At 57.7% G+C, this 21,456-nt stretch carries 34 protein-coding genes; 30 read left to right on the forward strand and 4 right to left on the reverse strand.

All coding sequences use genetic code 11. From position 1 onward, the window contains the following. The first annotated feature begins 44 nt into the window (after positions 1-44). The 28 genes from rplB (at position 45) to rplQ (ending at position 16,095) form a co-directional block, all read left to right on the forward strand. Positions 45-869, forward strand: coding sequence for a 50S ribosomal protein L2 (rplB, locus tag RBB75_RS12330; protein WP_353068256.1), 825 nt, complete (start codon positions 45-47; stop codon positions 867-869). Positions 870-998: 129 nt separating this feature from the next. Then, positions 999-1,286 carry a 30S ribosomal protein S19 gene (gene rpsS / locus RBB75_RS12335; RefSeq protein ID WP_158943398.1) on the forward strand — a complete coding sequence of 96 codons (288 nt, stop codon included), beginning with the start codon at positions 999-1,001 and terminating at the stop codon, positions 1,284-1,286. 90 nt (positions 1,287-1,376) lie between these two features. Next, the gene (gene rplV, locus RBB75_RS12340; protein ID WP_353068257.1) at positions 1,377-1,901 is read left to right on the forward strand and encodes a 50S ribosomal protein L22; all 525 of its coding nucleotides are present in this window, start codon (positions 1,377-1,379) and stop codon (positions 1,899-1,901) included. 79 nt (positions 1,902-1,980) lie between these two features. Continuing rightward, entirely contained in the window at positions 1,981-2,655 is a 675-nt protein-coding gene (gene rpsC / locus RBB75_RS12345; RefSeq protein WP_158943402.1) for a 30S ribosomal protein S3, read from the forward strand. A gap of 72 nt (positions 2,656-2,727) precedes the next feature. Then, entirely contained in the window at positions 2,728-3,162 is a 435-nt protein-coding gene (rplP, locus tag RBB75_RS12350; RefSeq protein WP_179636956.1) for a 50S ribosomal protein L16, read from the forward strand. Positions 3,163-3,185: 23 nt separating this feature from the next. After that, on the forward strand, positions 3,186-3,461 hold the full coding sequence (gene rpmC, locus RBB75_RS12355) for a 50S ribosomal protein L29 (protein WP_179636958.1): 276 nt from the start codon (positions 3,186-3,188) through the stop codon (positions 3,459-3,461). A 2-nt stretch (positions 3,462-3,463) separates the two neighbouring features. After that, positions 3,464-3,823, forward strand: a complete 360-nt coding sequence (rpsQ, locus tag RBB75_RS12360; protein WP_353068258.1) for a 30S ribosomal protein S17 — start codon at positions 3,464-3,466, stop codon at positions 3,821-3,823. Positions 3,824-3,899: 76 nt separating this feature from the next. Continuing rightward, a complete protein-coding gene (gene rplN, locus RBB75_RS12365; RefSeq protein WP_158790617.1) occupies positions 3,900-4,271 on the forward strand; it encodes a 50S ribosomal protein L14 in 372 nt (123 codons plus the stop codon). An 89-nt stretch (positions 4,272-4,360) separates the two neighbouring features. After that, a complete protein-coding gene (rplX, locus tag RBB75_RS12370) occupies positions 4,361-4,690 on the forward strand; it encodes a 50S ribosomal protein L24 (protein ID WP_353068259.1) in 330 nt (109 codons plus the stop codon). Positions 4,691-4,810: 120 nt separating this feature from the next. Next, positions 4,811-5,359: a 50S ribosomal protein L5 gene (gene rplE, locus RBB75_RS12375; protein ID WP_179636962.1), complete on the forward strand. Its 549-nt coding sequence runs from the start codon at positions 4,811-4,813 to the stop codon at positions 5,357-5,359. Between the two features lie 57 nt (positions 5,360-5,416). Then, positions 5,417-5,602: a type Z 30S ribosomal protein S14 gene (locus RBB75_RS12380; protein WP_020715220.1), complete on the forward strand. Its 186-nt coding sequence runs from the start codon at positions 5,417-5,419 to the stop codon at positions 5,600-5,602. A 156-nt stretch (positions 5,603-5,758) separates the two neighbouring features. Further along, positions 5,759-6,157 carry a 30S ribosomal protein S8 gene (rpsH, locus tag RBB75_RS12385; RefSeq protein WP_158790620.1) on the forward strand — a complete coding sequence of 133 codons (399 nt, stop codon included), beginning with the start codon at positions 5,759-5,761 and terminating at the stop codon, positions 6,155-6,157. Between the two features lie 125 nt (positions 6,158-6,282). Then, positions 6,283-6,828: a 50S ribosomal protein L6 gene (gene rplF, locus RBB75_RS12390; protein ID WP_183768697.1), complete on the forward strand. Its 546-nt coding sequence runs from the start codon at positions 6,283-6,285 to the stop codon at positions 6,826-6,828. A gap of 117 nt (positions 6,829-6,945) precedes the next feature. Further along, the gene (gene rplR, locus RBB75_RS12395) at positions 6,946-7,311 is read left to right on the forward strand and encodes a 50S ribosomal protein L18 (protein WP_179636966.1); all 366 of its coding nucleotides are present in this window, start codon (positions 6,946-6,948) and stop codon (positions 7,309-7,311) included. Between the two features lie 64 nt (positions 7,312-7,375). Next, positions 7,376-7,882 carry a 30S ribosomal protein S5 gene (gene rpsE, locus RBB75_RS12400; protein ID WP_218884479.1) on the forward strand — a complete coding sequence of 169 codons (507 nt, stop codon included), beginning with the start codon at positions 7,376-7,378 and terminating at the stop codon, positions 7,880-7,882. A gap of 40 nt (positions 7,883-7,922) precedes the next feature. Next, positions 7,923-8,117, forward strand: a complete 195-nt coding sequence (gene rpmD / locus RBB75_RS12405) for a 50S ribosomal protein L30 (RefSeq protein WP_158943424.1) — start codon at positions 7,923-7,925, stop codon at positions 8,115-8,117. Between the two features lie 98 nt (positions 8,118-8,215). Next, positions 8,216-8,677, forward strand: a complete 462-nt coding sequence (rplO, locus tag RBB75_RS12410; protein WP_179585620.1) for a 50S ribosomal protein L15 — start codon at positions 8,216-8,218, stop codon at positions 8,675-8,677. 92 nt (positions 8,678-8,769) lie between these two features. After that, positions 8,770-10,179: a preprotein translocase subunit SecY gene (secY, locus tag RBB75_RS12415; RefSeq protein ID WP_179636970.1), complete on the forward strand. Its 1,410-nt coding sequence runs from the start codon at positions 8,770-8,772 to the stop codon at positions 10,177-10,179. Between the two features lie 27 nt (positions 10,180-10,206). Beyond that, positions 10,207-10,914: an adenylate kinase gene (locus RBB75_RS12420; RefSeq protein ID WP_179636971.1), complete on the forward strand. Its 708-nt coding sequence runs from the start codon at positions 10,207-10,209 to the stop codon at positions 10,912-10,914. Positions 10,915-10,923: 9 nt separating this feature from the next. Continuing rightward, complete coding sequence (map, locus tag RBB75_RS12425; protein WP_179636972.1) at positions 10,924-11,673, forward strand: type I methionyl aminopeptidase; 750 nt, start codon at positions 10,924-10,926, stop codon at positions 11,671-11,673. 146 nt (positions 11,674-11,819) lie between these two features. Then, a complete protein-coding gene (infA, locus tag RBB75_RS12430) occupies positions 11,820-12,038 on the forward strand; it encodes a translation initiation factor IF-1 (protein ID WP_013581270.1) in 219 nt (72 codons plus the stop codon). A gap of 180 nt (positions 12,039-12,218) precedes the next feature. Continuing rightward, on the forward strand, positions 12,219-12,332 hold the full coding sequence (rpmJ, locus tag RBB75_RS12435; protein WP_158790629.1) for a 50S ribosomal protein L36: 114 nt from the start codon (positions 12,219-12,221) through the stop codon (positions 12,330-12,332). 137 nt (positions 12,333-12,469) lie between these two features. Further along, positions 12,470-12,850, forward strand: coding sequence for a 30S ribosomal protein S13 (gene rpsM / locus RBB75_RS12440; protein ID WP_179636974.1), 381 nt, complete (start codon positions 12,470-12,472; stop codon positions 12,848-12,850). 3 nt (positions 12,851-12,853) lie between these two features. After that, the gene (gene rpsK, locus RBB75_RS12445; protein ID WP_179585612.1) at positions 12,854-13,276 is read left to right on the forward strand and encodes a 30S ribosomal protein S11; all 423 of its coding nucleotides are present in this window, start codon (positions 12,854-12,856) and stop codon (positions 13,274-13,276) included. Positions 13,277-13,291: 15 nt separating this feature from the next. Continuing rightward, positions 13,292-13,477 carry a DUF1272 domain-containing protein gene (locus RBB75_RS12450; protein WP_353070388.1) on the forward strand — a complete coding sequence of 62 codons (186 nt, stop codon included), beginning with the start codon at positions 13,292-13,294 and terminating at the stop codon, positions 13,475-13,477. A 54-nt stretch (positions 13,478-13,531) separates the two neighbouring features. Next, positions 13,532-14,164, forward strand: coding sequence for a 30S ribosomal protein S4 (rpsD, locus tag RBB75_RS12455; RefSeq protein ID WP_179585608.1), 633 nt, complete (start codon positions 13,532-13,534; stop codon positions 14,162-14,164). 166 nt (positions 14,165-14,330) lie between these two features. Then, positions 14,331-15,434 carry a DNA-directed RNA polymerase subunit alpha gene (locus RBB75_RS12460; RefSeq protein ID WP_179585606.1) on the forward strand — a complete coding sequence of 368 codons (1,104 nt, stop codon included), beginning with the start codon at positions 14,331-14,333 and terminating at the stop codon, positions 15,432-15,434. Positions 15,435-15,615: 181 nt separating this feature from the next. After that, positions 15,616-16,095: a 50S ribosomal protein L17 gene (gene rplQ / locus RBB75_RS12465; RefSeq protein WP_020715205.1), complete on the forward strand. Its 480-nt coding sequence runs from the start codon at positions 15,616-15,618 to the stop codon at positions 16,093-16,095. 75 nt (positions 16,096-16,170) lie between these two features. On the opposite strand, the gene RBB75_RS12470 is transcribed toward rplQ, so the two are convergent. Further along, a complete protein-coding gene (locus RBB75_RS12470; protein ID WP_179636978.1) occupies positions 16,171-17,619 on the reverse strand; it encodes a GGDEF domain-containing protein in 1,449 nt (482 codons plus the stop codon). 213 nt (positions 17,620-17,832) lie between these two features. Between RBB75_RS12470 and RBB75_RS12475 the strand changes: the two genes are divergently transcribed. Together RBB75_RS12475 and RBB75_RS12480 are read left to right on the forward strand one after the other, a co-directional pair. Continuing rightward, the gene (locus RBB75_RS12475; RefSeq protein ID WP_179636980.1) at positions 17,833-18,264 is read left to right on the forward strand and encodes a hypothetical protein; all 432 of its coding nucleotides are present in this window, start codon (positions 17,833-17,835) and stop codon (positions 18,262-18,264) included. Between the two features lie 19 nt (positions 18,265-18,283). Further along, complete coding sequence (locus RBB75_RS12480; RefSeq protein ID WP_179636982.1) at positions 18,284-19,489, forward strand: lactonase family protein; 1,206 nt, start codon at positions 18,284-18,286, stop codon at positions 19,487-19,489. 21 nt (positions 19,490-19,510) lie between these two features. On the opposite strand, the gene RBB75_RS12485 is transcribed toward RBB75_RS12480, so the two are convergent. The 3 genes from RBB75_RS12485 to RBB75_RS12495 all read right to left on the reverse strand — a co-directional run bounded on the left by RBB75_RS12485 (position 19,511) and on the right by RBB75_RS12495 (position 21,451). Continuing rightward, positions 19,511-20,557, reverse strand: a complete 1,047-nt coding sequence (locus RBB75_RS12485) for an NAD(P)-dependent alcohol dehydrogenase (RefSeq protein ID WP_179636984.1) — start codon at positions 20,555-20,557, stop codon at positions 19,511-19,513. A 66-nt stretch (positions 20,558-20,623) separates the two neighbouring features. Further along, entirely contained in the window at positions 20,624-21,163 is a 540-nt protein-coding gene (locus RBB75_RS12490) for an adenine phosphoribosyltransferase (RefSeq protein WP_179636986.1), read from the reverse strand. 6 nt (positions 21,164-21,169) lie between these two features. Continuing rightward, on the reverse strand, positions 21,170-21,451 hold the full coding sequence (locus tag RBB75_RS12495; protein ID WP_179585594.1) for an acylphosphatase: 282 nt from the start codon (positions 21,449-21,451) through the stop codon (positions 21,170-21,172). Positions 21,452-21,456: the final 5 nt, after the last annotated feature.

Below are 21,456 nucleotides of genomic sequence, written 5' to 3' on the forward strand. Positions count from 1 at the left end.
TGCGCCGCTAAGCGATTAGCAGCGCGGGCAAGGGAATAAAGACGATGCCGATCAAATCATTTCGACCGATTACCCCATCACTCCGCTTCGCGACGAAGCTTGTCAACGATGACATTACGACGGACAAGCCGCACAAGCCGTTGCTCGGAGTCAAGCCGCGCACCGGTGGCCGCAATAACAACGGCGGTCTCACGATGCGTCACCACGGTGGTGGTCATAAGCAGAAGCTGCGCCTTATCGACTTCAAGCGCGACAAGTTCGGGATCCCCGGCACGGTTGCGACGGTTGAGTATGACCCGAACCGTAGCTCCCGCATCGCGTTGATCCACTACGCGGACGGCGAGAAGCGCTACATCATCCAGCCGATCGGCCTCACGGTTGGTCAGTCGATCATGAGCGGCCCGGAGGCCGATATCCTCGTCGGCAACGCTCTGCCGTTGAAGTTCATCCCGACTGGAACGATTGTGCATAACATCGAGCTTCGTCCGGGCAAGGGTGCACAGATGGCCCGTTCCGCTGGAGCCCAGGTCAACCTAATCGCCAAAGAAGGCGACTACGCTCTGCTCAAGCTGCCTTCGGGCGAGACCCGCAAGGTTCTTGTCGAGTGCATGGCGACCATCGGACAGGTTGGCAATACTGATCACGAGAACGTCACGATCGGTAAGGCTGGACGCAATCGCTGGAAGGGGATTCGCCCCTCGAACCGTGGTGTCTCGATGAACCCCGTCGATCACCCGCACGGTGGTGGTGAAGGTAAGACTTCAGGCGGCCGTCACCCAGTAACTCCCTGGGGCCAGCCTACTCGTGGATACAAGACCCGCAACAACAAGCGGACCGATGTATTCATCGTGAAGCGTCGTACGAAGTAAAGAAAAAGCCTCTCAGCAAATAGTTTTTGTTTTAGGTTTTTGGTTCCGCAGCAAAGGGCAACACCAAGTCTCGCAAGCAAGAGATTCGTCGTATCCAGCATCGCAACAAGAAAGTCGGAGCTTAGTAAAATGTCACGTTCAGCCAAAAAAGGTCCTTTCATCGACGATCACCTTATGAAGAAGATTGTGGGGATGAACCAGGTCAACGACAAAAAGGTACTGCGCACCTGGTCGCGCCGGTCCACGATTCACCCGGACTTCGTAGGTCACACCATCGCTGTACACAACGGCCGCAAGTTCATTCCGGTTTACGTGACAGAGAACATGGTGGGCCACAAGCTCGGAGAGTTTTCGGCCACCCGCACCTTTAAGGGCCACTCCGCGCGCGCCGCTGAGACCTCCGCGAAGCCTAAATAAATCGGGCTGAGGCGTTTGCAGTTAGGTAAGACCGCGAGCCCGCGGGAACGGATAACGGGCAGCGAAGCAGAAGTTTGAAGGACGAAGATTATGGCTAAGGCAGCAGAAAAAATCAGAGAGTTCCGCGCAGAAGCGAAGTTTCAGCGCACCAGCCCGCAGAAGGCGAAGCTTGTCCTGGATCTGATCAAGGGACTACGCGTCGAGCAGGCGCTCAATACCGTTCACTTCAGCACGAAGCGCATGGCACCCGTGGTTGAGAAGGTTCTGCGTTCGGCGATCCAGAACGCAACCTACGTCTCGCAGGAGCAGGGGCTCGACGTGGATGTCGATAACCTCTACGTTCGCACCGCGATCGCGAACGAAGGTCCGCGCATGAAGCGCATCCGCCCTGCCCCAATGGGCCGCGCGTTCCGCTATCAGCGCAGACTCGCACACATCATCGTTACGGTTGCGGAGAAGAAGTCGGCCACTGCGATCAGCGCAGCTGCTGATGCGACTCCGGCTCCAGCCGCGAAGAAGAGCAAGAAGAAGGCAGCCACCAAGACTGCGGCGAAGAAGCCCGCAGCCAAGAAGGCAGCCGCCAAGAAACCCGCAGTGAAAAAGGCCGCGAAGTAAGCGGGTTTTCTTGTAAACTTAAAGTTTTGCACTACCGCCCACCGGCTCAACCGGAGAGGGCACGGAGTAAAGGGAAGCTATGGGACAGAAAGTCCATCCGTATGGATTGCGCCTCGGCATCAACAAGCCGTGGAAGTCACGCTGGTTCGTGGAACGCGGCTATGACAAGCTGCTGGTCGAAGACGTCAAGCTGAAGGCTGAGCTGCGCGAGAAGCTGAAGGCTGCCGGTGTCAGCTCGGTCGAGGTTGAGCGCCCAGGCAACAAGCTGCGCCTGATCATCCGCACTGCACGTCCCGGCATCATCATCGGCCGCAAAGGCGCCGAGATCGACAAGCTCAAGGCCGACATTCAGAAGCGGACGTCGCGTGAAGTGTTTATTGACATTCTCGAGGTCAACAAGCCCGAGCTCGATGCTCAGCTGGTTGCCGAGAACATCGCGTTGCAGCTCGAGAAGCGCGTCAGCTTCCGCCGCGCGATGCGCAAGTCGGTTGACTCGGCGCTCCGCTTCGGTTGCAAGGGTATCAAGGTCCGCGTCTCCGGCCGTCTGAACGGAAACGAGATCGCCCGCTCCGAGTGGTATCTCCAAGGCCGTCTGCCGCTGCACACACTGCGCGCCGATATCGACTACGGTTTCGCCGAGGCGCACACCACCTACGGCATCATCGGCGTCAAGACCTGGGTCTATCGCGGCGATATCTACGAGCAGAAGAAGCGTCGCGACCAGGGCGTTACGACTGGCGCATTCGCAAGCTAAGTTTTCCCGGCCTGGCCGGAGTTTCCGGGGAGCGTGTTGAACGTATCCCTGAAAGAGTAAAGAGGTTTTCTTATGTTGATGCCAAAGAAGGTCAAGTTCCGCAAGCAGCAGCGCGGACGAATGAAGGGCAAAGCGTGGCGCGGCTCCGATCTCTCCTTCGGCGACTTCGGCCTGAAGGTGATGGAGTGCGGTTACATCACCGACCGCCAGATCGAAGCCAGCCGTATCGCGATGACGCGTTTCATCAAGCGTGGCGGCAAGGTTTGGCTCCGTCTGTTCCCGGACAAGCCGATCACGAAGAAGCCTGCCGAAACCCGTATGGGTAAGGGTAAGGGTGCCCCGGATCACTGGGTCTGCGTCGTCCGTCCCGGCCGCATTCTGTTCGAGATGGAAGGTGTCACCCCGGAGCTTGCCAAAGAGGCGATGCGCCTGGCGGCACACAAGCTTCCGCTCAAGACCAGCTTCGTCCAGCGCCACGATGTTAAGGCGACCGTAGTCGCTAAGTAGCTTTAGTAGTCAAGGAAAAGACAATGGAATTCGAAAAAATTCGTAATCTCAGTGACGATGAGCTCAAGAGCGAGCAGGCCAAGGCTGGTGAGCAGCTCTTCCGCATCCGCTTCCAGAAGAGCCTCGGCAACAACGAGGGCATCAAGAAGCTGCGGACGCTCAAGCTGGATGTCGCCCGCATCAAGACCGTCGAACGGCAGCGCACCTTGGCCGCCGAGAAGGCCGCTAACCCCGTCGTCGCCAACGTTGCGCCGGCCAAGAGCACTCGCACCGCCCGCAAGAAAGCGAAGAAGGACTAATCATGGCAGATACAACCAACACCGCAGCCGCAACTCCCGAAGCCCAGACTCCTGAGACCCAGACCTCGCGTCGCAATGAGAAGGTTGGTCTGGTCGTCTCGACCAAGATGCAGAAGACGATCGTCGTCGAGATCGAGATGCGCAAGGCGCACCCCAAGTACAAGCGCGTGATGAAGTCGAACAAGAAGTTCTACGCGCATGACGAGCAGAACTCCGCACGCGTCGGCGATGTGGTTCGCATCCGCGAGGCACGTCCTCTGTCGAAGCTCAAGCGCTGGTCGCTCGAGGAGATCGTTCGCCGCTCCTCTCTCGCGCTGGCGGAAGAGAAGTCTGCGGCTGCTGTCGCTGCCGAAGCTAAGTAGTTTTAGCGTTTATCAAGTTCAAGCCTGGGCATAAGCCCCGGCCGTGTCACCGCAGTAGGTAGCCAGGAGAAGAACGATGTCAGTACAAATGAGAACAATGCTTGACGTAGCCGACAACTCCGGCGCGCGCAAGTTGCAGGTGATCCTGCCCCTCGGTGGTGGTCTCGGCAAGAAGGCAGGCCTTGGCGATGTCGTCACCGCAGCTGTCAAGGAAGCCTCTCCCGACGGCACCGTCAAGAAGGGGAAGGTTGTCAAGGCTGTGATCGTCCGTACGCGCAAGGAGTATCGCCGCCGCGATGGGACGTACATCCGCTTCGACCAGAACGCCGCTGTCGTCATCAACGATGCCAATGAGCCGGTCGGAACCCGCGTGTTTGGACCCGTGGCCCGCGAGCTTCGCGAGAAAAAGTTTCTGAAGATTGTCTCGCTCGCACCTGAGGTCATCTAGTTTCACGCCGCACAGCTTTGCGCGGCGCCATAAAGTATTAACCGGAGTCCGGCTCCGAGGTTTCAGGATCGTCGAGAAGAGAGAGAGTTATGGCAGGCATCAAGATCAAGCGGAATGACAAAGTCGAAGTAATCGCAGGCAAGGACAAGGGCAGGTCAGGCCGCGTCCTTCGCGTCATCGCTGAAAAGAATCGCGTTCTGGTTGAGGGCGTAATGATGGTGAAGAAGCACGTGAAGCCGAACCCTCAGCGGAACATCAAGGGCGGCATCGCGGAGCAGGAGTCCACCATTCACATCTCGAACGTGATGTTGCTTGATGGCGACGGGAAGAAGACTCGCGTTGGATCGCGCTTCGAAGGCGACACGAAGGTACGCTTCGCGAAGACCAGCGGCGCCACGATCGCTGAGAAGAAGAAGTAGAAAGTTCGCAAAGTTTGTTTCATGCAGCAGCAGTTCAAATCCTGGTTCAACGGTTCACCCCACGCATCGGTACACGGGCTAATCCCCAACCCGGCAACCGTGGAGAAAGCGAAGAAAAACATGGCAGCACGTCTGAAGCAGAAGTACGAGAGCGAGATCAAGCAGGCGCTGGGCAAAGAGCTCAACATCACCAACGCCATGGCGATCCCGAAGCTCGAAAAAATCGTCATCAACATGGGTCTCGGCGAAGCCACCCAGAACGTCAAGATTATGGATCCCCTGGTGGCCGATCTTGCCTCCATCGCGGGCCAGAAGCCTGTGACCACCAAGGCCAAGAAGTCCATCGCAGCTTTCAAGGTACGCGAGGGCATGCCCATCGGCGCGATGGTGACCCTGCGGGGCGACACGATGTATGAGTTTCTTGACCGCCTCATCTCGATTGCGCTTCCCCGCGTCCGCGACTTCCGCGGTGTCTCATCGAAGAGCTTCGATGGCCGCGGCAACTACACCCTTGGCCTGCGCGATCAGCTGATCTTCGCTGAGATCGACTACGCCAAGGTCGATAAATTAAAGGGTATGAACGTCACCATCGTCACGACGGCGAAGGATGACAACGGTGCCCGCGCCCTGCTGAAGAGCTTTGGTATGCCCTTCCGCGTTGGAGCATAAAGAAAGATCAACCAAGTTTTCTTTTTGAACTTGCAGCATAGATAGAGAGCAAAACACATGGCAACTACAGCAAAGCGCGTCAAAGACGCAAGGAAACCGAAGTTCAAGTCTCGCCAGCACAACCGCTGCCAGCTCTGCGGTCGTCCCCGCGCCTTCCTGCGGAAGTTTGGCGTATGCCGTCTCTGCTTCCGCTCGCTCGCCCTCAAGGGAGAGATTCCGGGCGTTGTGAAGTCGAGCTGGTAGAATAAAGACTCGTGTGCGGCGCAGGTCGCGCACTTACTCCAGAGACCTCATCAGGGCGCGAGCTTATGGTGCAGAAGTCTGGACGTATCACCCGAAACAGACATCCCCGCAGGTTCTTGCGAGACTCGTGAGCGAACGGGGGATGAAGGAGAATGAATGAACCTCACCGATCCAGTAGCAGACTTTTTGACTCGTATCCGTAACTCCATCCGTGCGCGTCACCAGAAGCTCGACGTCCCTGCCTCCAAGCTTAAGGCCGAGATCGCCCGCATCCTCAAAGAAGAGGGTTACATCGCGAACTACAAGCCGACCGAAGAGAATGGCATGAAGGTCATCCGCGTTTACCTGAAGTACGGCCCGAACAACGAGGCTGTCATCCGCGACCTGCAGCGTGTATCGCGTCCCGGCTGCCGTGTGTATCTTGGCCGCGACGAGATCCGTCGCGTTCAGGGTGGTCTCGGTATCTCCATCATGACGACCCCCAAGGGTGTTATGACCGGTCGCCAGGCGCGTCGCGAAGGTGTTGGCGGCGAGATTCTCTGCGAAGTCTGGTAAAGAAAAAGAAATAAAGTCTTTCCAGGATCTCAACTCTGGAAAGATTGTATTCGAGCCATCGGCTCATCGGCTGCAGTGGAACTTAGAGGTTCTAAGCGACTCGCAAGCCACAAAAGGGATTCGTTATGTCACGTATTGGTAAGAAGCCGATCGCTCTACCTGCCGGCGTAAAGTACACGGTCAGCGAGAACGGCAACACCGTAATGGTCGAAGGGCCCAAGGGCAAGGTCAGCGCGATGCTGCCTGGCGGAATCACCCTCGTCCAGAAGGACGGCCACTTGATCACCGAGCGTCAGACCGACAAGCAGGCAGCCTTCCACGGTCTCGCCCGCGCCCTGGTCTTCAACGCGGTCACCGGCGTCACTACCGGCTGGACCAAAGAGATCGACATCGTCGGCATCGGATACCGTGCTGAGCTGAAGGGGAAGAACATGGTGGTCTTTACCCTGGGCTACTCTCACCCTATCGAGTTTCCTCTGCCCACCGGCATCTCCGTCGAGATCGACCCCAAGCAGACTCACCTCACCGTCTCCGGCATCGACCGGCAGAAGGTGGGCCAGATCGCTGCCGATATGCGCTCTCTCCGCAAGCCCGACCCGTACAAGAACAAGGGCGTTCGCTACACCGGCGAGAAGCTGAAGAAGAAGGTCGGTAAGACCGGAGCGAAGTAATTCTGCGCTGTGTGAGGAGTGAGATTTGACTTGCTCCTCACACAGCCACTCAACATTAGTTTCAATAACCGAACGTCCTCAGCACTCTGGGGACGCCACTAGGAAGGAAAGTCAATCATGATCAATCCACGTCAGCGTAATGTGATCCGCCAGCGCGTTCACACCCGCATCCGCGAGAAGATGTCTGGCACCGCCGAGCGTCCGCGCCTCAACGTCTATCGCTCGCTCAACCACATCTACACGCAGCTCATCGACGATCTCAACGGAGTCACCATTGCCTCTGCCTCTTCCATGGGCAAGAAGACCGAAGAGAAGAAGTACGGCGGCAACATCGCCGCGGCAGCCGAAGTCGGCAAGCTGATTGCAGAGCGCGCCAAAGAGAAGGGCATCAAGAAGATTGTGTTTGACCGTGGCGGCTACCTGTATCACGGCCGCGTGAAGGCCCTCGCCGATGCAGCCCGTGAAGCGGGTCTTGATTTCTAAGGTTTGCAGATTCTGAGGTTCAAGGCGCGCCCTGATTGGCCGCCAGAAAGCTGGACAAGACATTATGGCAATGAAGAAAAAAATCGATGCGAACCGCCTCAACCTGAAGGACGAGGTCGTTTCGATCAACCGCGTCACCAAGGTCGTCAAAGGCGGTAAGAACATGTCCTTCGCCGCCCTCGTCGTTATTGGCGACCCGGCGGAAGGTGTCGTCGGCTACGGCTCCGGCAAGGCCAAAGAAGTTCCCCAGGCCATCCGTAAGGGGATCGAGTCGGCCAAGAAGAATCTGCACAAGGTCAACCTGACCGAGAGCACGATTCCTCACCAGGTTCTTGGCCACTTCGGCGCAGGCCAGGTGATGCTGAAGCCAGCCCCGGAAGGTACTGGCGTCATCGCCGGCAAGACGGTTCGCGCTGTGATGACCGCCGCCGGCGTGCAGAACGTGCTGACCAAGAGCCTTGGCTCGGCCAACCCGCACAACGTCATCAAGGCTACGTTCGATGCTCTTATCCAGCTTCGCAACAAGGCTGAAGTCGCCGCCCTGCGCGGTAAGGCAGTGGAAGAGCTCTAAGCTCTTGCCTCTGCTCCAACAAGATTCAAGGAGCTCTCTCATGGCTGACACCAACGCAATCGCTAAAATCAAGCTGCAGTACTTCCGTTCCAAGATCTGCACCCCGGTCAAGCATAAGCTCGTCATCAAGGGCCTCGGCTTCACCCGTCTCAACCAGATCGTCGAGCGTGAAGACACGCCATCCATTCGTGGCATGGTCGCAAAGGTTCCCCATCTCGTCCGCGTCGTCGACTAATCGCGATCCGGCATAACCGCACCAAACCCATCAGGGTAAATTCATATGCGAGTCGGCGAAGAGCAGAAGCTGCTTCATCGGCGTTAAGCGAGGAAACAATGGCAATCCGCAATCTCTCCAATCTACGCGCCCCCAAGCGGGCTAACGAAAACAAGAAGCGTGTCGGCCGCGGTATGGGTTCGGGCATGGGTAAGACCTCTACCCGCGGACACAAGGGTCAGGGCTCCCGCTCGGGTTCGTCACTGATGCGTGGTTTTGAAGGCGGCCAGATGCCCCTTCATCGCCGTCTGCCCAAGCGCGGCTTCACCAACATCTTTCGCGTTGAGTACCAGGTCCTTGGCCTCGACCGCGTCGCCGAGATCGTTGCCGCTGAGAACGTCACCGAGTTCACCCTCGACAAGATCATCGAGCTTGGCCTACTCCGCAAGAAGGGCGCCTTGATCAAAGTGTTGAATAACGGAGAGATCAAGACTGCCGTAACGGTTCACGCGCACAAGTTCTCGAAGACCGCCCAGGAGGCGATCGAAAAGGCCGGCGGCAAGGCCATCCTGATCGGCTAGGCAGCATTTAGAATGATTGGCAGGCGAGGGCAACCGCCTCGCATCGCCGTTTCACCAGAACGTCAGTCTTACCCCCGAGGTTTCAGCTCCCGATGTTCGAGAAAATCGCAAACATCTTCAAAATTCCCGACCTCCGCAAGCGCGTGTTGTTCACGCTTGGCATGTTGGCCGTATACCGCCTCGGCTCGCACATCCCCACCCCCGGCATCAACGCCGACATGCTCGCCCAGTTCTTCAATCAGAACTCCGGCTCGGCACTCGGCCTGGTCGACCTCTTCTCCGGTGGAAACCTCCGCAAGCTCACCGTCTTCGCGCTCGGCATCATGCCTTACATTACGGCGTCGATCATCTTCCAACTGCTCACGGTCATCTATGAGCCGCTGGCCAAGCTGCAGAAGGAAGGCGAACTGGGCCGCCGCAAGATCACCCAGTGGACGCGTTACGTTACGGTTCTGCTTGGCATCGTTCAGTCGTTTGCCATCGCGCTAACGCTGACGAACACCAGCACCGGGCAGACGATGGTCACCATCTCCCGCGCCGCTTTCATCCCGCTTTGCGTCATTACTCTCACAGCCGGCACTGCGTTCATCATGTGGCTGGGCGAGCAGATCACCGAGCGCGGTATCGGCAACGGGATGAGCCTGCTCATCTTCGCTGGTATCGTCGTCGGCCTGCCCAAAGGCATTGAGAATCTCTATGAGAAGGTACGCGACAACGCATGGGGAGCACTGACTCCCATCGCTGTCGCTTTCCTGATCGTAGGCATGATTGCCGTCGTCGCCTTCATCGTCTTCGTGGAGCGCTCGGAGCGTCGCATTCCGGTCCAGTACGCCAAGCGCATCGTTGGCCGCAAGATGATGGGTGGGCAGTCCACGCACCTCCCTCTCAAGGTCAACTCCGGCGGCGTGATGCCGGTCATCTTCGCCAGCTCCATCCTGTCCGCTCCTCTGCTCTTCTCCGGCGCGCATATCTTCGGCTATTCGCTGCAGGACTCTTCCTTCTTTGGACCGATCCTGCGTGCTCTGGCCCCAGGTGAGCCCTGGTACGAACTCCTGCAGATGGTCGCGATCATCTTCTTCGCCTACTTCTACATCTCGATCGTCTTCCGCCCGGACGATATTGCCGACAACATGCGCAAGTACGGAGGCTTTATCCCCGGCATCCGTCCTGGCAAGCGCACGGCTGACTTCATCAATGATGTGCTGACACGCATCACCCTTGTCGGCGCGCTCTATCTCATCATCATCACCATCATTCCGCAGCTGCTCATCAGCGGAATCCACTTCAACCATCTCTGGCTCATCGGCTCGGTCTTCGATCGGCTGCCGACCTGGATGACCAACGGCCTCGGCGTCAACTTTTACTTTGGCGGCACCAGCCTGCTGATCGTCGTCGGCGTAGCCATGGACACGGTCCAGCAGATCGAATCGCAGCTCATCATGCGCCATTACGACGGCTTCACTCCCAAGAGTGGCCGCATCCGTGGCCGCAAGAGCTGGTAGGAACTGATCCCGTTGACGACAAGCACTATGACTGAACCCGTGACGGCCCAGGCAGCTAACTTCCTGCCCGGGCCGGTGCTCCTTTTAGGCGCTCCCGGCGTTGGCAAAGGCACGCAGGCGAAGGCGCTTATGGCCGCCTATGGCATCCCGCAAATATCCACCGGCGACATCCTCCGCTCGAACATCTCCAACGGTACGCCACTCGGCAAAGCGGCGAAGACTCTGGTCGACCAGGGAACTCTCGTCTCCGACGACCTCGTCAACGAGATGGTCGCCGACCGCCTCAAGCAGCCTGACACCGCACGGGGCTTCATCCTCGACGGCTTTCCCCGCACTCTCAACCAGGCCACCTGGCTCGATGCCCAGCTCTCCGACGATCCCAACACCCTTCCTGTTGTCGCCATCAGCATCTCAGTTGACTACGAGCAGCTCCTACACCGCATCACTGGCCGCCGCATCTCACCCGCTGGCCGCATCTACAACATCTACTCGAACCCGCCCAGGACTCCCGGCATCTGTGACGTAGATGGTTCCACCCTCGTCCAGCGCCCAGACGACTCTGAGGCCGTCTTCACCGAACGCATGAAGACCTTCCAAGCTCAAACGGCCCCGGTCATCGAGCACTATCGCAACCAGAGCCGTTTCGAAGAGATCAACGGCGACCAATCCGTCGAACAGGTTACCGCCGACATCGAAGCAGCCCTGATTCGCCTTCGCCAGTATCCGAACTCCTAAGTCCACACTATGGCCATCATGATCAAAACGGCGCAGGAGATCGAGAAGATGCGGATCTCCGGCAAGGCTCTCCGTCAGGTTCATAACGCAATTGCGCCCCATGTTGTCCCCGGCGCGTCGACGATGGACCTAGAAGAGATTGCTGTCAAAAAGATCGCTGAGCTGGGTGCTATTGCGGCCTTCAAGGGATACCACGGCTTCCCCGCGGCTCTGTGCACCTCGGTCAACAATGAAGTTGTCCACGGCATGCCAAACGCGAAGCGCATCCTCGCTGAAGGCGATATTCTCTCCATCGACTGCGGGGTCATTATCGACGGCTTTTACTCGGACGCCGCCGTGACCTACCCAATCGGCAAGGTGAGTGCTGGGACGACAAAGCTTCTCGAAGTGACCAAGGCCTCGCTCGAGAAGGCGATCGAGCAATGTCAGATTGGCGGGCGTTTGGGCGACATCTCCGCCGCTGTTCAGGAACTCTGTGAGGCGGAAGGGTTTGGGGTTGTCCGCGAGTTTGTGGGTCATGGGATTGGCCGCGCGATGCACGAAGACCCCCAGGTTCCGAACTTTGGGGCTGCCGGCAAGGGACCAAGGCTGAAGGCGGGCATGGTGCTCGCCATCGAGCCTATGATCAACGCCGGCGGCCCAGAAGTGCGGGTTTTGAAGGATGGCTGGACGGCGGTGACGGTTGACGGCAGCTACAGCGCCCACTTTGAACACACCGTCGCCCTCACGAAAGATGGCCCCTTGGTGCTTACCCGCTAGGAAAATCGACCCATTTTGGGTTACTATAAGAGATGCGGTGCGCGCAAGTGTGTCGCATGGTAACTCTGGTTGAGGAAAACTCTCAACTTATACAAGAAGTTGTGGAAACGAAAGGGGTTCGCCCCTGACCTTCCAAAGGAGATCGTTTGTCGAAGGAAGATGCAATTGAAGTGATGGCGGTGGTTGTCGAGACCCTGCCGAATGCGATGTTCAAGGTCGAGCTTGAGAACAAGCACCAGGCCCTTGCACACGTCTCCGGACGTATGCGCAAAAACTTCATTCGTATCCTCCCCGGCGATCGCGTCGCGATTGAGCTCAGCCCATACGATCTCAACCGCGGCCGCATTGTCTATCGCTACAAGTAGACAACGGCTACGGGAGCCCATCCCGTCTCCATCATGGGTTGCTCAAGCGCATTTGCACTTGGGATAGTTCAGGGTCTTGACCCTGGCGTTCATACTGCACGTCAAAAAGGAGATTTGTTTCCTTGAAACGCGTAATTTTGGTTTTCCGGTTTTATGTTGCAGCAAAAGAAGGGAATCACAATGAAGGTTCGTGCCTCAGTAAAGAAGATGTGTGATAAGTGCAAGGTTATCCACCGTCGCGGTGTTGTGCGTGTTATCTGCGAGAACGCAAAGCACAAGCAGCGTCAGGGGTAAATCGCTTTTCCAGCACCACCGGCCCCGCCGGGCTAGTTAGCCGAAGTCAAGGCTTGCGTTGAACCCGACGGACCTGCCGTAAACAAGAAACCCGCTCTCGTGGCAAAGCCCGCGCAGCTCAACCGAAAAGGAACCCCATGGCACGTATTGCTGGAGTCGATGTCCCTAATAACAAACAGGCGCGCATCGGTCTCACCTACATCTTCGGAATCGGCGACTCTCGCGCCGCCAAGATCCTCGTGAAGGCGGACGTCGATCCGGTCGCGAAGGTCGGCACGCTCGATGAGGACGCGCTGAACCGCATCCGTCAGGTTATTGAAGCCGAGGGCCAGATCGAAGGCGATCTCCGCAAGGACATCTCGCTGAACATCAAGCGCCTCATCGAAATTCAGTCCTACCGTGGCCTCCGCCATCGCCGCAGCCTTCCTGTCCGTGGCCAGCGCACTCACACCAACGCTCGCACCCGCAAAGGCCCACGCAAGGGAACCGTTGCCGGTAAGAAGAAAGCGACGAAATAAGACATGGCGAAGACACAGAATACGAAGGGCGCAGCAAAGCCCGGCAAGAATAAGAAGTTCAAGAAGCGCGAGCGCAAGAATGTTCCATTTGGCCTCGTCTTTATTCAGGCGTCGTTCAATAACACGATCGTCACCATCACCGACCAGGTTGGCAACACGCTGAGCTGGAAGTCGTCCGGTTCGCTTGGCTTCCGTGGCTCCCGTAAGGGAACTCCGTTCGCCGCACAGCAGGCCGCCGTTGGTGCAGCCAACGCAGCTCGCGACCACGGTGTCCGCTCGGTCGATGTGCGCGTCTCGGGTCCCGGCTCCGGCCGTGAGTCCGCGATCCGCGCTCTCGCCACCACTGGCATCGAGGTGCGCAGCATCCGCGACGTTACGCCGATGCCGCACAACGGCTGCCGTCCGCCGAAGCGTCGCCGCGTTTGATCTGTGGCACTTTTGATGAAGGCCGAATGCGAGCGCTGTAATACGGCTCTCAATGCATGCGGAGTAGCCTTCATCTGCAGTTATGAGTGCAGCTTCTGTACAACATGCACTCAAGCAATGAATGCAACCTGTCCTAACTGCGGCGGTGAGCTTGTTCTCAGGCCCCGCCGCAGGCAAGACATTACGACAACTGGATCGTGAAGAAGCGCTGCCCGCGCGTAAAGCGATCGTCACCCGAAGTCAGGAGTTATAAAAATGGCACGTTACACCGGACCCGTCTGCCGCCTCTGCCGCCGCGACGGCACCAAGCTCTTCCTCAAGGGAACCAAGTGCTTCTCTGAAAAGTGCCCCGTCGAGAAGCGCAACTTCCCCCCAGGCCAACACGGGCAGTCCCGCAAGGTTAAGAAGGTCGTCGGCTACGGTCTGCAGCTCCGCGAGAAGCAGAAGGCCAAGCGCATCTACTTCACCCTCGAGACCCAGTTCCGCGCCTACTACCAGAAGGCTTCCAACAAGACGGGCGTCACCGGCGAACTCCTGCTCCAGCAGCTCGAGACCCGTCTGGACAACGTGGCTTACCGCCTCGGCTTCGCAATGAGCCGCCGCCAGGCCCGTCAGGTCGTCCGTCACGGCCACCTCCAGGTCAACGGCCGCAAGGTCAACATCCCGTCTTTCCAGGTGAAGGTTGGCGATGAGATCGCGATCCGCGAGGGTTCGAAGGCTCTGGTTATGCTCGAAGAGGCGAAGAACTTTGCCGCCGGTCAAAATCAAGTTCAGTGGCTCGACATTAATCGCGACAATCTCTCCGGCAAAGTCATCGCCCTGCCGAAGCGTGAGGACGTCAACCTGCCGGTCAACGAGCAGCTGATCGTCGAACTCTACAGCAAGTAACTGCTGTAGTTACAGATAAGATTCGTCATCTTGCAGCGCGACGGGGAACATTCATTTGTTCCTTGTCGCGCTACAAATGCGAAAGCAATACAAAACCTAACCCGTAATAGCAACACCCCGTCAGTCCGCAGAATGCATCGCGGCTAGGCCGGAAAAGGAGAAACACATGCTTTGGAGAGGTTTTCAAAAGCCCAAGCGCCTCGCAGTCGACACCGAAACACTCACCGAAAAGTACGGCAAGTTCTCCGCGCAGCCTTTTGAGCGCGGCTTCGGTACCACTATCGGCAACGCCCTTCGCCGGACGTTACTTTCCTCTATCGAGGGCGCCGCAGTAACCGCCGTTCGCATTGAAGGTGTCCTGCACGAGTTCCAGTCCATCACTGGTGTTGTAGAAGATGCGACCGACATCATCCTGAACCTCAAGCAGATTCCGTTCAAGCTTGCCGGCGAAGGCCCCAAGGCTCTCTACCTCCGCGCCGACCAGGCCGGCGTCATCACCTCCGGCATGATCGAAGCTGATGGTGACGTCGAGATCCTCGACAAAAACGTCTACATCTGCACCGTCTCCGAAGGCGGCAAGATCGACATGGAGATGCGCCTCAAGCGCGGCCGTGGCTACATCTCTGCCGACAAAAACTTCGACGGCGACCTTGGCCTCGGCTTCATTCCGGTCGACTCCGTTCACTCGCCCGTTCGCAAGGTCAACTACCTCGTCGAGGCAGCACGTCTCGGTCAGATCACAGACTACGACAAGCTCACGATCGAGATCTGGACGAACGGGACTGTACTTCCTGCAGACGCTCTCGGCCTCTCCGCCAAGCTGCTGAAGGACCACATGACCATTTTCATCAACTTTGAAGAGGAGATGGAAGCCGGTCACGACGGCAGCCACGACGGCCCGGCCCTGCGCAACGAGAACCTCAACCGCTCGGTCGAAGAGCTCGAGCTCTCCGTCCGCAGCTACAACTGCCTCAAGAACGCCAACATCGCCACCATCGGCGAACTCATCCAGAAGACCGAAGCCGAGATGCTAAAGACTAAGAACTTCGGCCGTAAGTCCCTGAATGAGATCAAAGAGATTCTCGCGCAGATGGGCCTATCCCTCGGCATGAAGATCGACGAGAACGGTAACCCGCAGCCCGGACCCACCTCCGTTCTGCCCGCAGCCACCCTCGCCGCCAGCTTCGGCAACTTTGATGACGACGATGATGAAGATGAAGATGAAGACGAAGACCTTGACCTCGTCGGCAGTGAGCCAGAGAACTTCTAACCAGGCTTGCGGCGGTGGAGTCCAATCTGCCGCCGCAGTCTTACCTGAAAGCGCAATGCAAGCCGCGTTGCAACAAGCCTCCTGAATCACTTGAGGCCGCTTCACCCGCGCCAGCCTCCACCGAGCGCACATTCTAAGCACCACCGACTCACGGCCAGAGCCGAGTCGAAGGAGATCACCGATGCGTCACCGTAATGCAGGATACAAACTAGGCCGCAACACCAGCCATCGCCGCGCCATGCTGCGCAACCTCGTCACCTCTGTCATCCTGATGGACCGCGTCGAGACCACCATCACCAAGTGCAAGGCGACTCGTCCTCTCATCGAGAAGATGATCACCCTCGGCAAGCGCGGCACCGTTCATGCCCGCCGTCAGGCTGCTGCTTACCTGATGACGCCTGAGTCGGTCGACCGCCTCTTCGCCACCGTGGCCCCGCGTTACGCTGCACGCCAGGGCGGCTATCTCCGCATCACTCGCCTCGGAGCCCGTAAAGGTGACGCCGCCGAGATGGCCTACATCGAACTTCTCGGTGCAGAGCATGAGCTCAACGAGAAGGCTCAGAAGCGCGCCGAAGCTCGCACCAAGAAGCGCGAGGAACTCGCCAAGCAGATGGAAGAGCGCGGCGAAGGCGAAGCCGGCGATCCGAACGCCGAAGCGTAAACTTCAGACAGATAGCAACATAAAGAGGCGCACCTTATGGATGCGCCTCTTTTGTGTTTGTAAGAACGCAATAATCTAGCCGCTGTGCACCACGACGCGATTCTTTCCCGCACGCTTGGCTGCATATAACGCTTCATCCGCCAGTTCTACCAGTTGAAATCCATTCTCAAGCGACTCGTTCATCGAAGCCATTCCTACGCTGATGGTCAACGGCTGATTCTCCCAGTCCTCCGTCGCGACCCGCTGCATAACCCGTCGCGCGAGACCCATGGCGCTCTCTTCGCCGCTCTCTGGTAGCAGGACCACAAACTCCTCCCCTCCGTACCGCGCAGGCAGATCGGGCAACCGTACTGTCGTTCGCAGAATCATGCCCAGTCGTCGCAACACCTCGTCACCGGCCGCGTGACCCCAGCGGTCGTTGATCGTTTTGAAGTCGTCAACGTCGATCAGAAGTACGGAAAGCTCCCGCTTCCTCCGTCGCGCCAGCGAGAACTCCATCACCAGCCGCTCCTCGAAAGATCTGCGATTGCGCAATCCCGTAAGTTCGTCGGTGACAGCGAGCTTGCGCAGCTGGTCGTTGGCATCTTCGAGTTCGCGATGATAGCGTTCCAGCTCAGCCTGATGCGCTACCTCCTCTGACACATCGACGGCCACCCCGGCCAGCAGTACGTTCCCCGCAGAGTCATGGCAGGGAAACTTGAACGACCGCAGCGAACTGACCGATCCGTCAGAGTTTCGAATGTGCTCCTCGGTTTCGACCATCTTTCCGCCTGCCATCACTTCGAGATCATGAGTTCGTACGGATTTGGTCAGCTTTCTCGACCATAGCTGCTCGTCGGTTCGTCCGAGCCACGCATACTCGCTTACCCCAAACCGCTGCGCGAAGCTGCGATTGTAGAAGAGTAGTCGCCCGGCAGCATCTTTGATATAGCTCAGAAACGGACTGGCATTCATGAACGCGCGAAAGAGCTCCTCGCTTGCCCGGAGCCCTGCGCTCGCTCTTTCTTTTTCCGCCAGTGCCTGTTCTAGTGCCCGGCGCTGAACGATCGCTTGCAGTCGAAGACTTATCTGTCGTCCGAAGATCTCGATAGCCTCGGACTGATCCTCGCTAAGGATGCGAGGTGACATATCGACCACGCAGAAGGTCCCGATCGGCTCGCCATCGGAGTCATGCAAACCCACCCCGGCAAAGAAGCGGATCGCCGGATCAAGAGTAACTAGGGGATTACTGGAAAAACGGCTATCCAGCAGGGCATCCTTCACCATGAAGAGCCCAGTCTGCCGTACCGCGTGGGCACAAAAAGCCACCTCCCGCGGAGTCTCGCCCATCTTAAGTATTTCAGACGCACGATACCATTGGTGCCGCTCATCGAGCAGCGTCACCAGGCCAAGTGGAGTTCCGCAAAGACAGGCAGCAAGCCTAACCAGTTCATCACATTCAAGCTCTGGCTGGGAGTCCAACAAATCACGTGTCCAGATCGCCCTTAAGGTAGCGGCTTCAGCTTCTGTTCGACGCACGCTCATCAATCACCGTAAAATCAAGACAAGAATAGCTGCCGTCACCAGCATAAGCCAGAGACAATTTCAAGTGCTTACGAAAGTAACCTCGTGCTTTATTCCTATTGTGGGAATACCTGCAACAAATTAGCCCAATTAAAAGCAGATCCACACAAATTTCAATGGTTTTCGGCCTCTGCCTTGCTCATCCTTTCCCCCTGCTCTAATCTAGAGACAATCATGTATGAAGACTTCAAAGTAACCGACCGCTGGACCGGAGAAGACCTTCACTGCGTATGGAAGGGCACCATAGTGGCCATCGCGACGCGTCATGCCGATGCCACCGACATCCGCTTTGCCGTCAATGGCAGGCCAGTCTGGATCGCCATGCCGAACCTGGCATGGGTCGAGCAGAAGCGACGCACGGGGCATGTCATTACGGATTATCTTGCCGCGCAGACCGCCGGCCGATATCTTCAGCACGCTGTCAAGTCCGGCTACGACAATGGGCGCGAGATGTACACCATGACGGTCGATGAGGTCCTCGAACACGCTAGCGCTGTTGTCAAAGAGGCTGGCCGTACCGACAATCTTCCCAGCCTTCCCGTCATCAACGACAATCTTCGGGCCGAAGACGAGTTGGGCATCCACCTTCCAGGCGAACCAGCATAACCTCACGGGAGGTTGGTTTATGTTCTCGCGACGCCGATTCCTTGTCTTGTTTCCTGCCTTCGCAGCCACTGCGCGCGCCTTTGCCGCATGGCCCACTCGAAAGAAGAAAGTGGCCTTGCCGCCGCCGATTCATGTCTTCTTCGGAACCGACACGAACAAGGGAGTCAGCAAAGGTATCTACCGGTCGACCTTTGATCCTGCTCTTGGTCAACTGACTCCGCCTACGCTGATTGCCGCCACGGTCCGGCCCTCTTATCTTGCGGTCACTCCACCTGGAGCCGGACGCCGCTCGCTTTATGCGGTCAACGCCATCAACGATCCTGGAGCCACCGTTACAAGTTTCATGCTGGATTCGGGGAGTGGCAATCTTCAGCAGACCGGGGAGGTTCCCTCTGGTGGTGCCGGGCCGGCTTATATTTCGGTAGACTCTACCGGTCACGCCGCCTTCGTGGCCAACTACTTCGGCGGTTCTGTCGCCTCCTATCGCGTCCAATCAGATGGAACGCTCAGCCATCCGGTCGAATGCCTCGACTTCAAGGATCATCAGAAGTTCGGAGCACTCGGTCCTAACTCTGCTCGTCAGGACAACTCGCACCCGCATTGCGTTACCATCTCGCCCGATGACCGCTTCCTGCTGGTCTGCGATCTCGGTACCGACCATATCTCAGTCTTTTACATTCATCCTGAGACAGGCCAACTCTCCGACCCACATCTATTCACCAACGAGCGTCCAGGTTCAGGACCGCGCCACGTCGTCTTCCATCCCAACGGCCGCTGGGTCTATGTCATCAATGAGATCGACTCCAGCATTGATCGTTGTCTGTGGACGGCTACCCGATTCAGCAATGCGCCGCAGGGCCTGTTGGTTAATTCCACCTTCTCAATCAAGACGATCGCGGCGGACTTTCCCGCTGAGAAGAATACCGCTGCGGAGCTCACTATCTCTCCTGACGGAAACTTTCTCTACGCCAGCAATCGTGGGGAAGACTCTCTGGTCGTCTTCTCCATTGCAAGAAACGGCGACCTTGCGGTGCTTCAGCGGATCTCCTGCGGTGGTAAAACGCCTCGCCACTTCACACTGGACACGACGGCGCAATGGCTGCTCTGCGCGAATCAGGACTCCGCGAATGTCACGGTCTTTCGCCGCGATGCCGCTACGGGAAAGCTCGCTGGCCCTGCGCAGACCGTCGCTTTGGATTCGCCGCTGTTTACCCTCATCGCCTAAGCCGCGAAGACAAGCGGCCGACTAACCCTTAGGCAACGTTGCCATGTCGATGACGAAGCGATACTTCACATCAGCCTTCAAGACCCGCTCATAGGCTTCGTTCAGCCTGTCGACTGAGGTCAGCTCAATGTCGGAGACGATGTTGTGCTCTGCACAGTAGTCCAGCATCTCCTGCGTCTGGTTCATCCCGCCGATCCCCGATCCTGCCAGCGAGCGCCGATTGGCCACCACGGAAAATGGAGCTACCGACAACGGGGTTTCAGGAAGACCCACAAGGCACAGGGTTCCATTCAATCGCAGCAGATTCAGGTACTGGTTTATATCGTGGGGCGCCGAAACGCAGTCGAGAATAAAGTCAAAGCTTCCGGTATGTTTGGCTAGAGCTGCGGCGTCTTTGGTGACAACCACCTCATCGGCACCCAGCTTCTTCGCGTCATCAATCTTGTTTTCGGAAGTGGTGAACTGCACCACATGCGCGCCGAAAGAATGGGCAAACTTCAAACCCATGTGACCCAGGCCGCCAAGTCCAACAACGCCCACTTTACTGTTCTTCCCAACCTTCCAGTGGCGTAGCGGGGAGTAGGTTGTAATCCCTGCGCACAGCAACGGCGCTACTGCGGCGAGGTTCAGCTTCGGTGAGATCGTGTGGACGTAGTTCTCGTTCACAACGATATTGTTGGCGTAGCCACCGTAGGTGACTTCGCCCGCGTAGTCGCGCTTGTTGTAGGTCTCGACTGCACCCTTCAGGCAGTACTGCTGTTCGTCGGCCTTGCAGTTTTCGCACACTCGGCAGGAGTCGACGATCACTCCAACGGCGGCAAGATCCCCCACCTTGAACTTCTTTACCGCACCACCGACCGCGGTCACATGCCCGACGATCTCATGCCCTGGCACCATCGGATAGATTGAACCACCCCACTCGTCACGAACCTGGTGGATATCCGAGTGGCACACACCGGAGTAAGCGATCTCAACGACGACATCGTTCGCGCCTGGCTCACGTCGCTCAAAGCTGAAAGGAACCAGAGGCGACTTCTTATCGTGCACCGCATATCCATGTGACTTCATCTTTTCCCCTTTGTCGTTGCAGTATGACGGCCAGCAATTAAGAGACGTTGCTTTGGCTCGATTCAGTTATTCGTCATAGTGGAGCAGGCTCAATACGTCGTACTCCTGAAACTTTTCGCGGCCCTTCAGAAAATCAAGTTCAATCGCAAACCCAAGCCCCGCAATCTCGCCGCCGAGTTGCCGCACCAGTTGCACTGTCGCCTGCATGGTCCCCCCGGTCGCGAGCAGATCATCCACGATGACTACGCGCTCGCCCGGCTGGATGGCATCGAGATGAATCTCCAGAGCATCGGTCCCGTACTCGAGATCGTAATTCACTCGAGCAGTAGGTGCGGGCAGCTTCCTTGGCTTGCGCACCGGCACAAATCCCGCGTTCAAGCGATACGCCAGCGCTGGTCCGAAGATGAAGCCGCGAGCTTCGATGCCCAGCACCAGGTCGATCTCTTTCCCAATGTAGTACTGTGCGAAGGCGTCGATCAGCGTGGCGAACCCCGCCTTATCTTTCAAGACCGTCGTAATGTCGTAGAACAGAATCCCAGGTTTGGGAAAGTCCGGCACGGTGCGGATCAGAGTCTTCAGGGGTTCACAATTAATCGGTAGTGTCATCAGTTCTTACCAGGCTCCTTCAATCTCAAATGGTCCGAGCTGCGCGCCTTCGCTCTCGACCAGTTCCTGTTCCTCTACAGCGTCGACGCGGCTGCCGCGCGAACCCTTCCGCAGCGCATCCTTCAACTCGGCAAGCTCTTCTGGTTTCCCCGCCGCAACGATCTCGACGTGGCCCTGGTCGGTGTTGCGGACCCATCCGCGCAGGCCAATCTCGGCCGCCTCCTGGTGTACGAACCAGCGGAATCCGACGCCCTGCACGCGACCTTTTACGAGGTAATGGCACACCATGCAGC

The organism is Tunturibacter empetritectus (assembly GCF_040358985.1).
GTDB lineage: Bacteria > Acidobacteriota > Terriglobia > Terriglobales > Acidobacteriaceae > Edaphobacter > Edaphobacter empetritectus.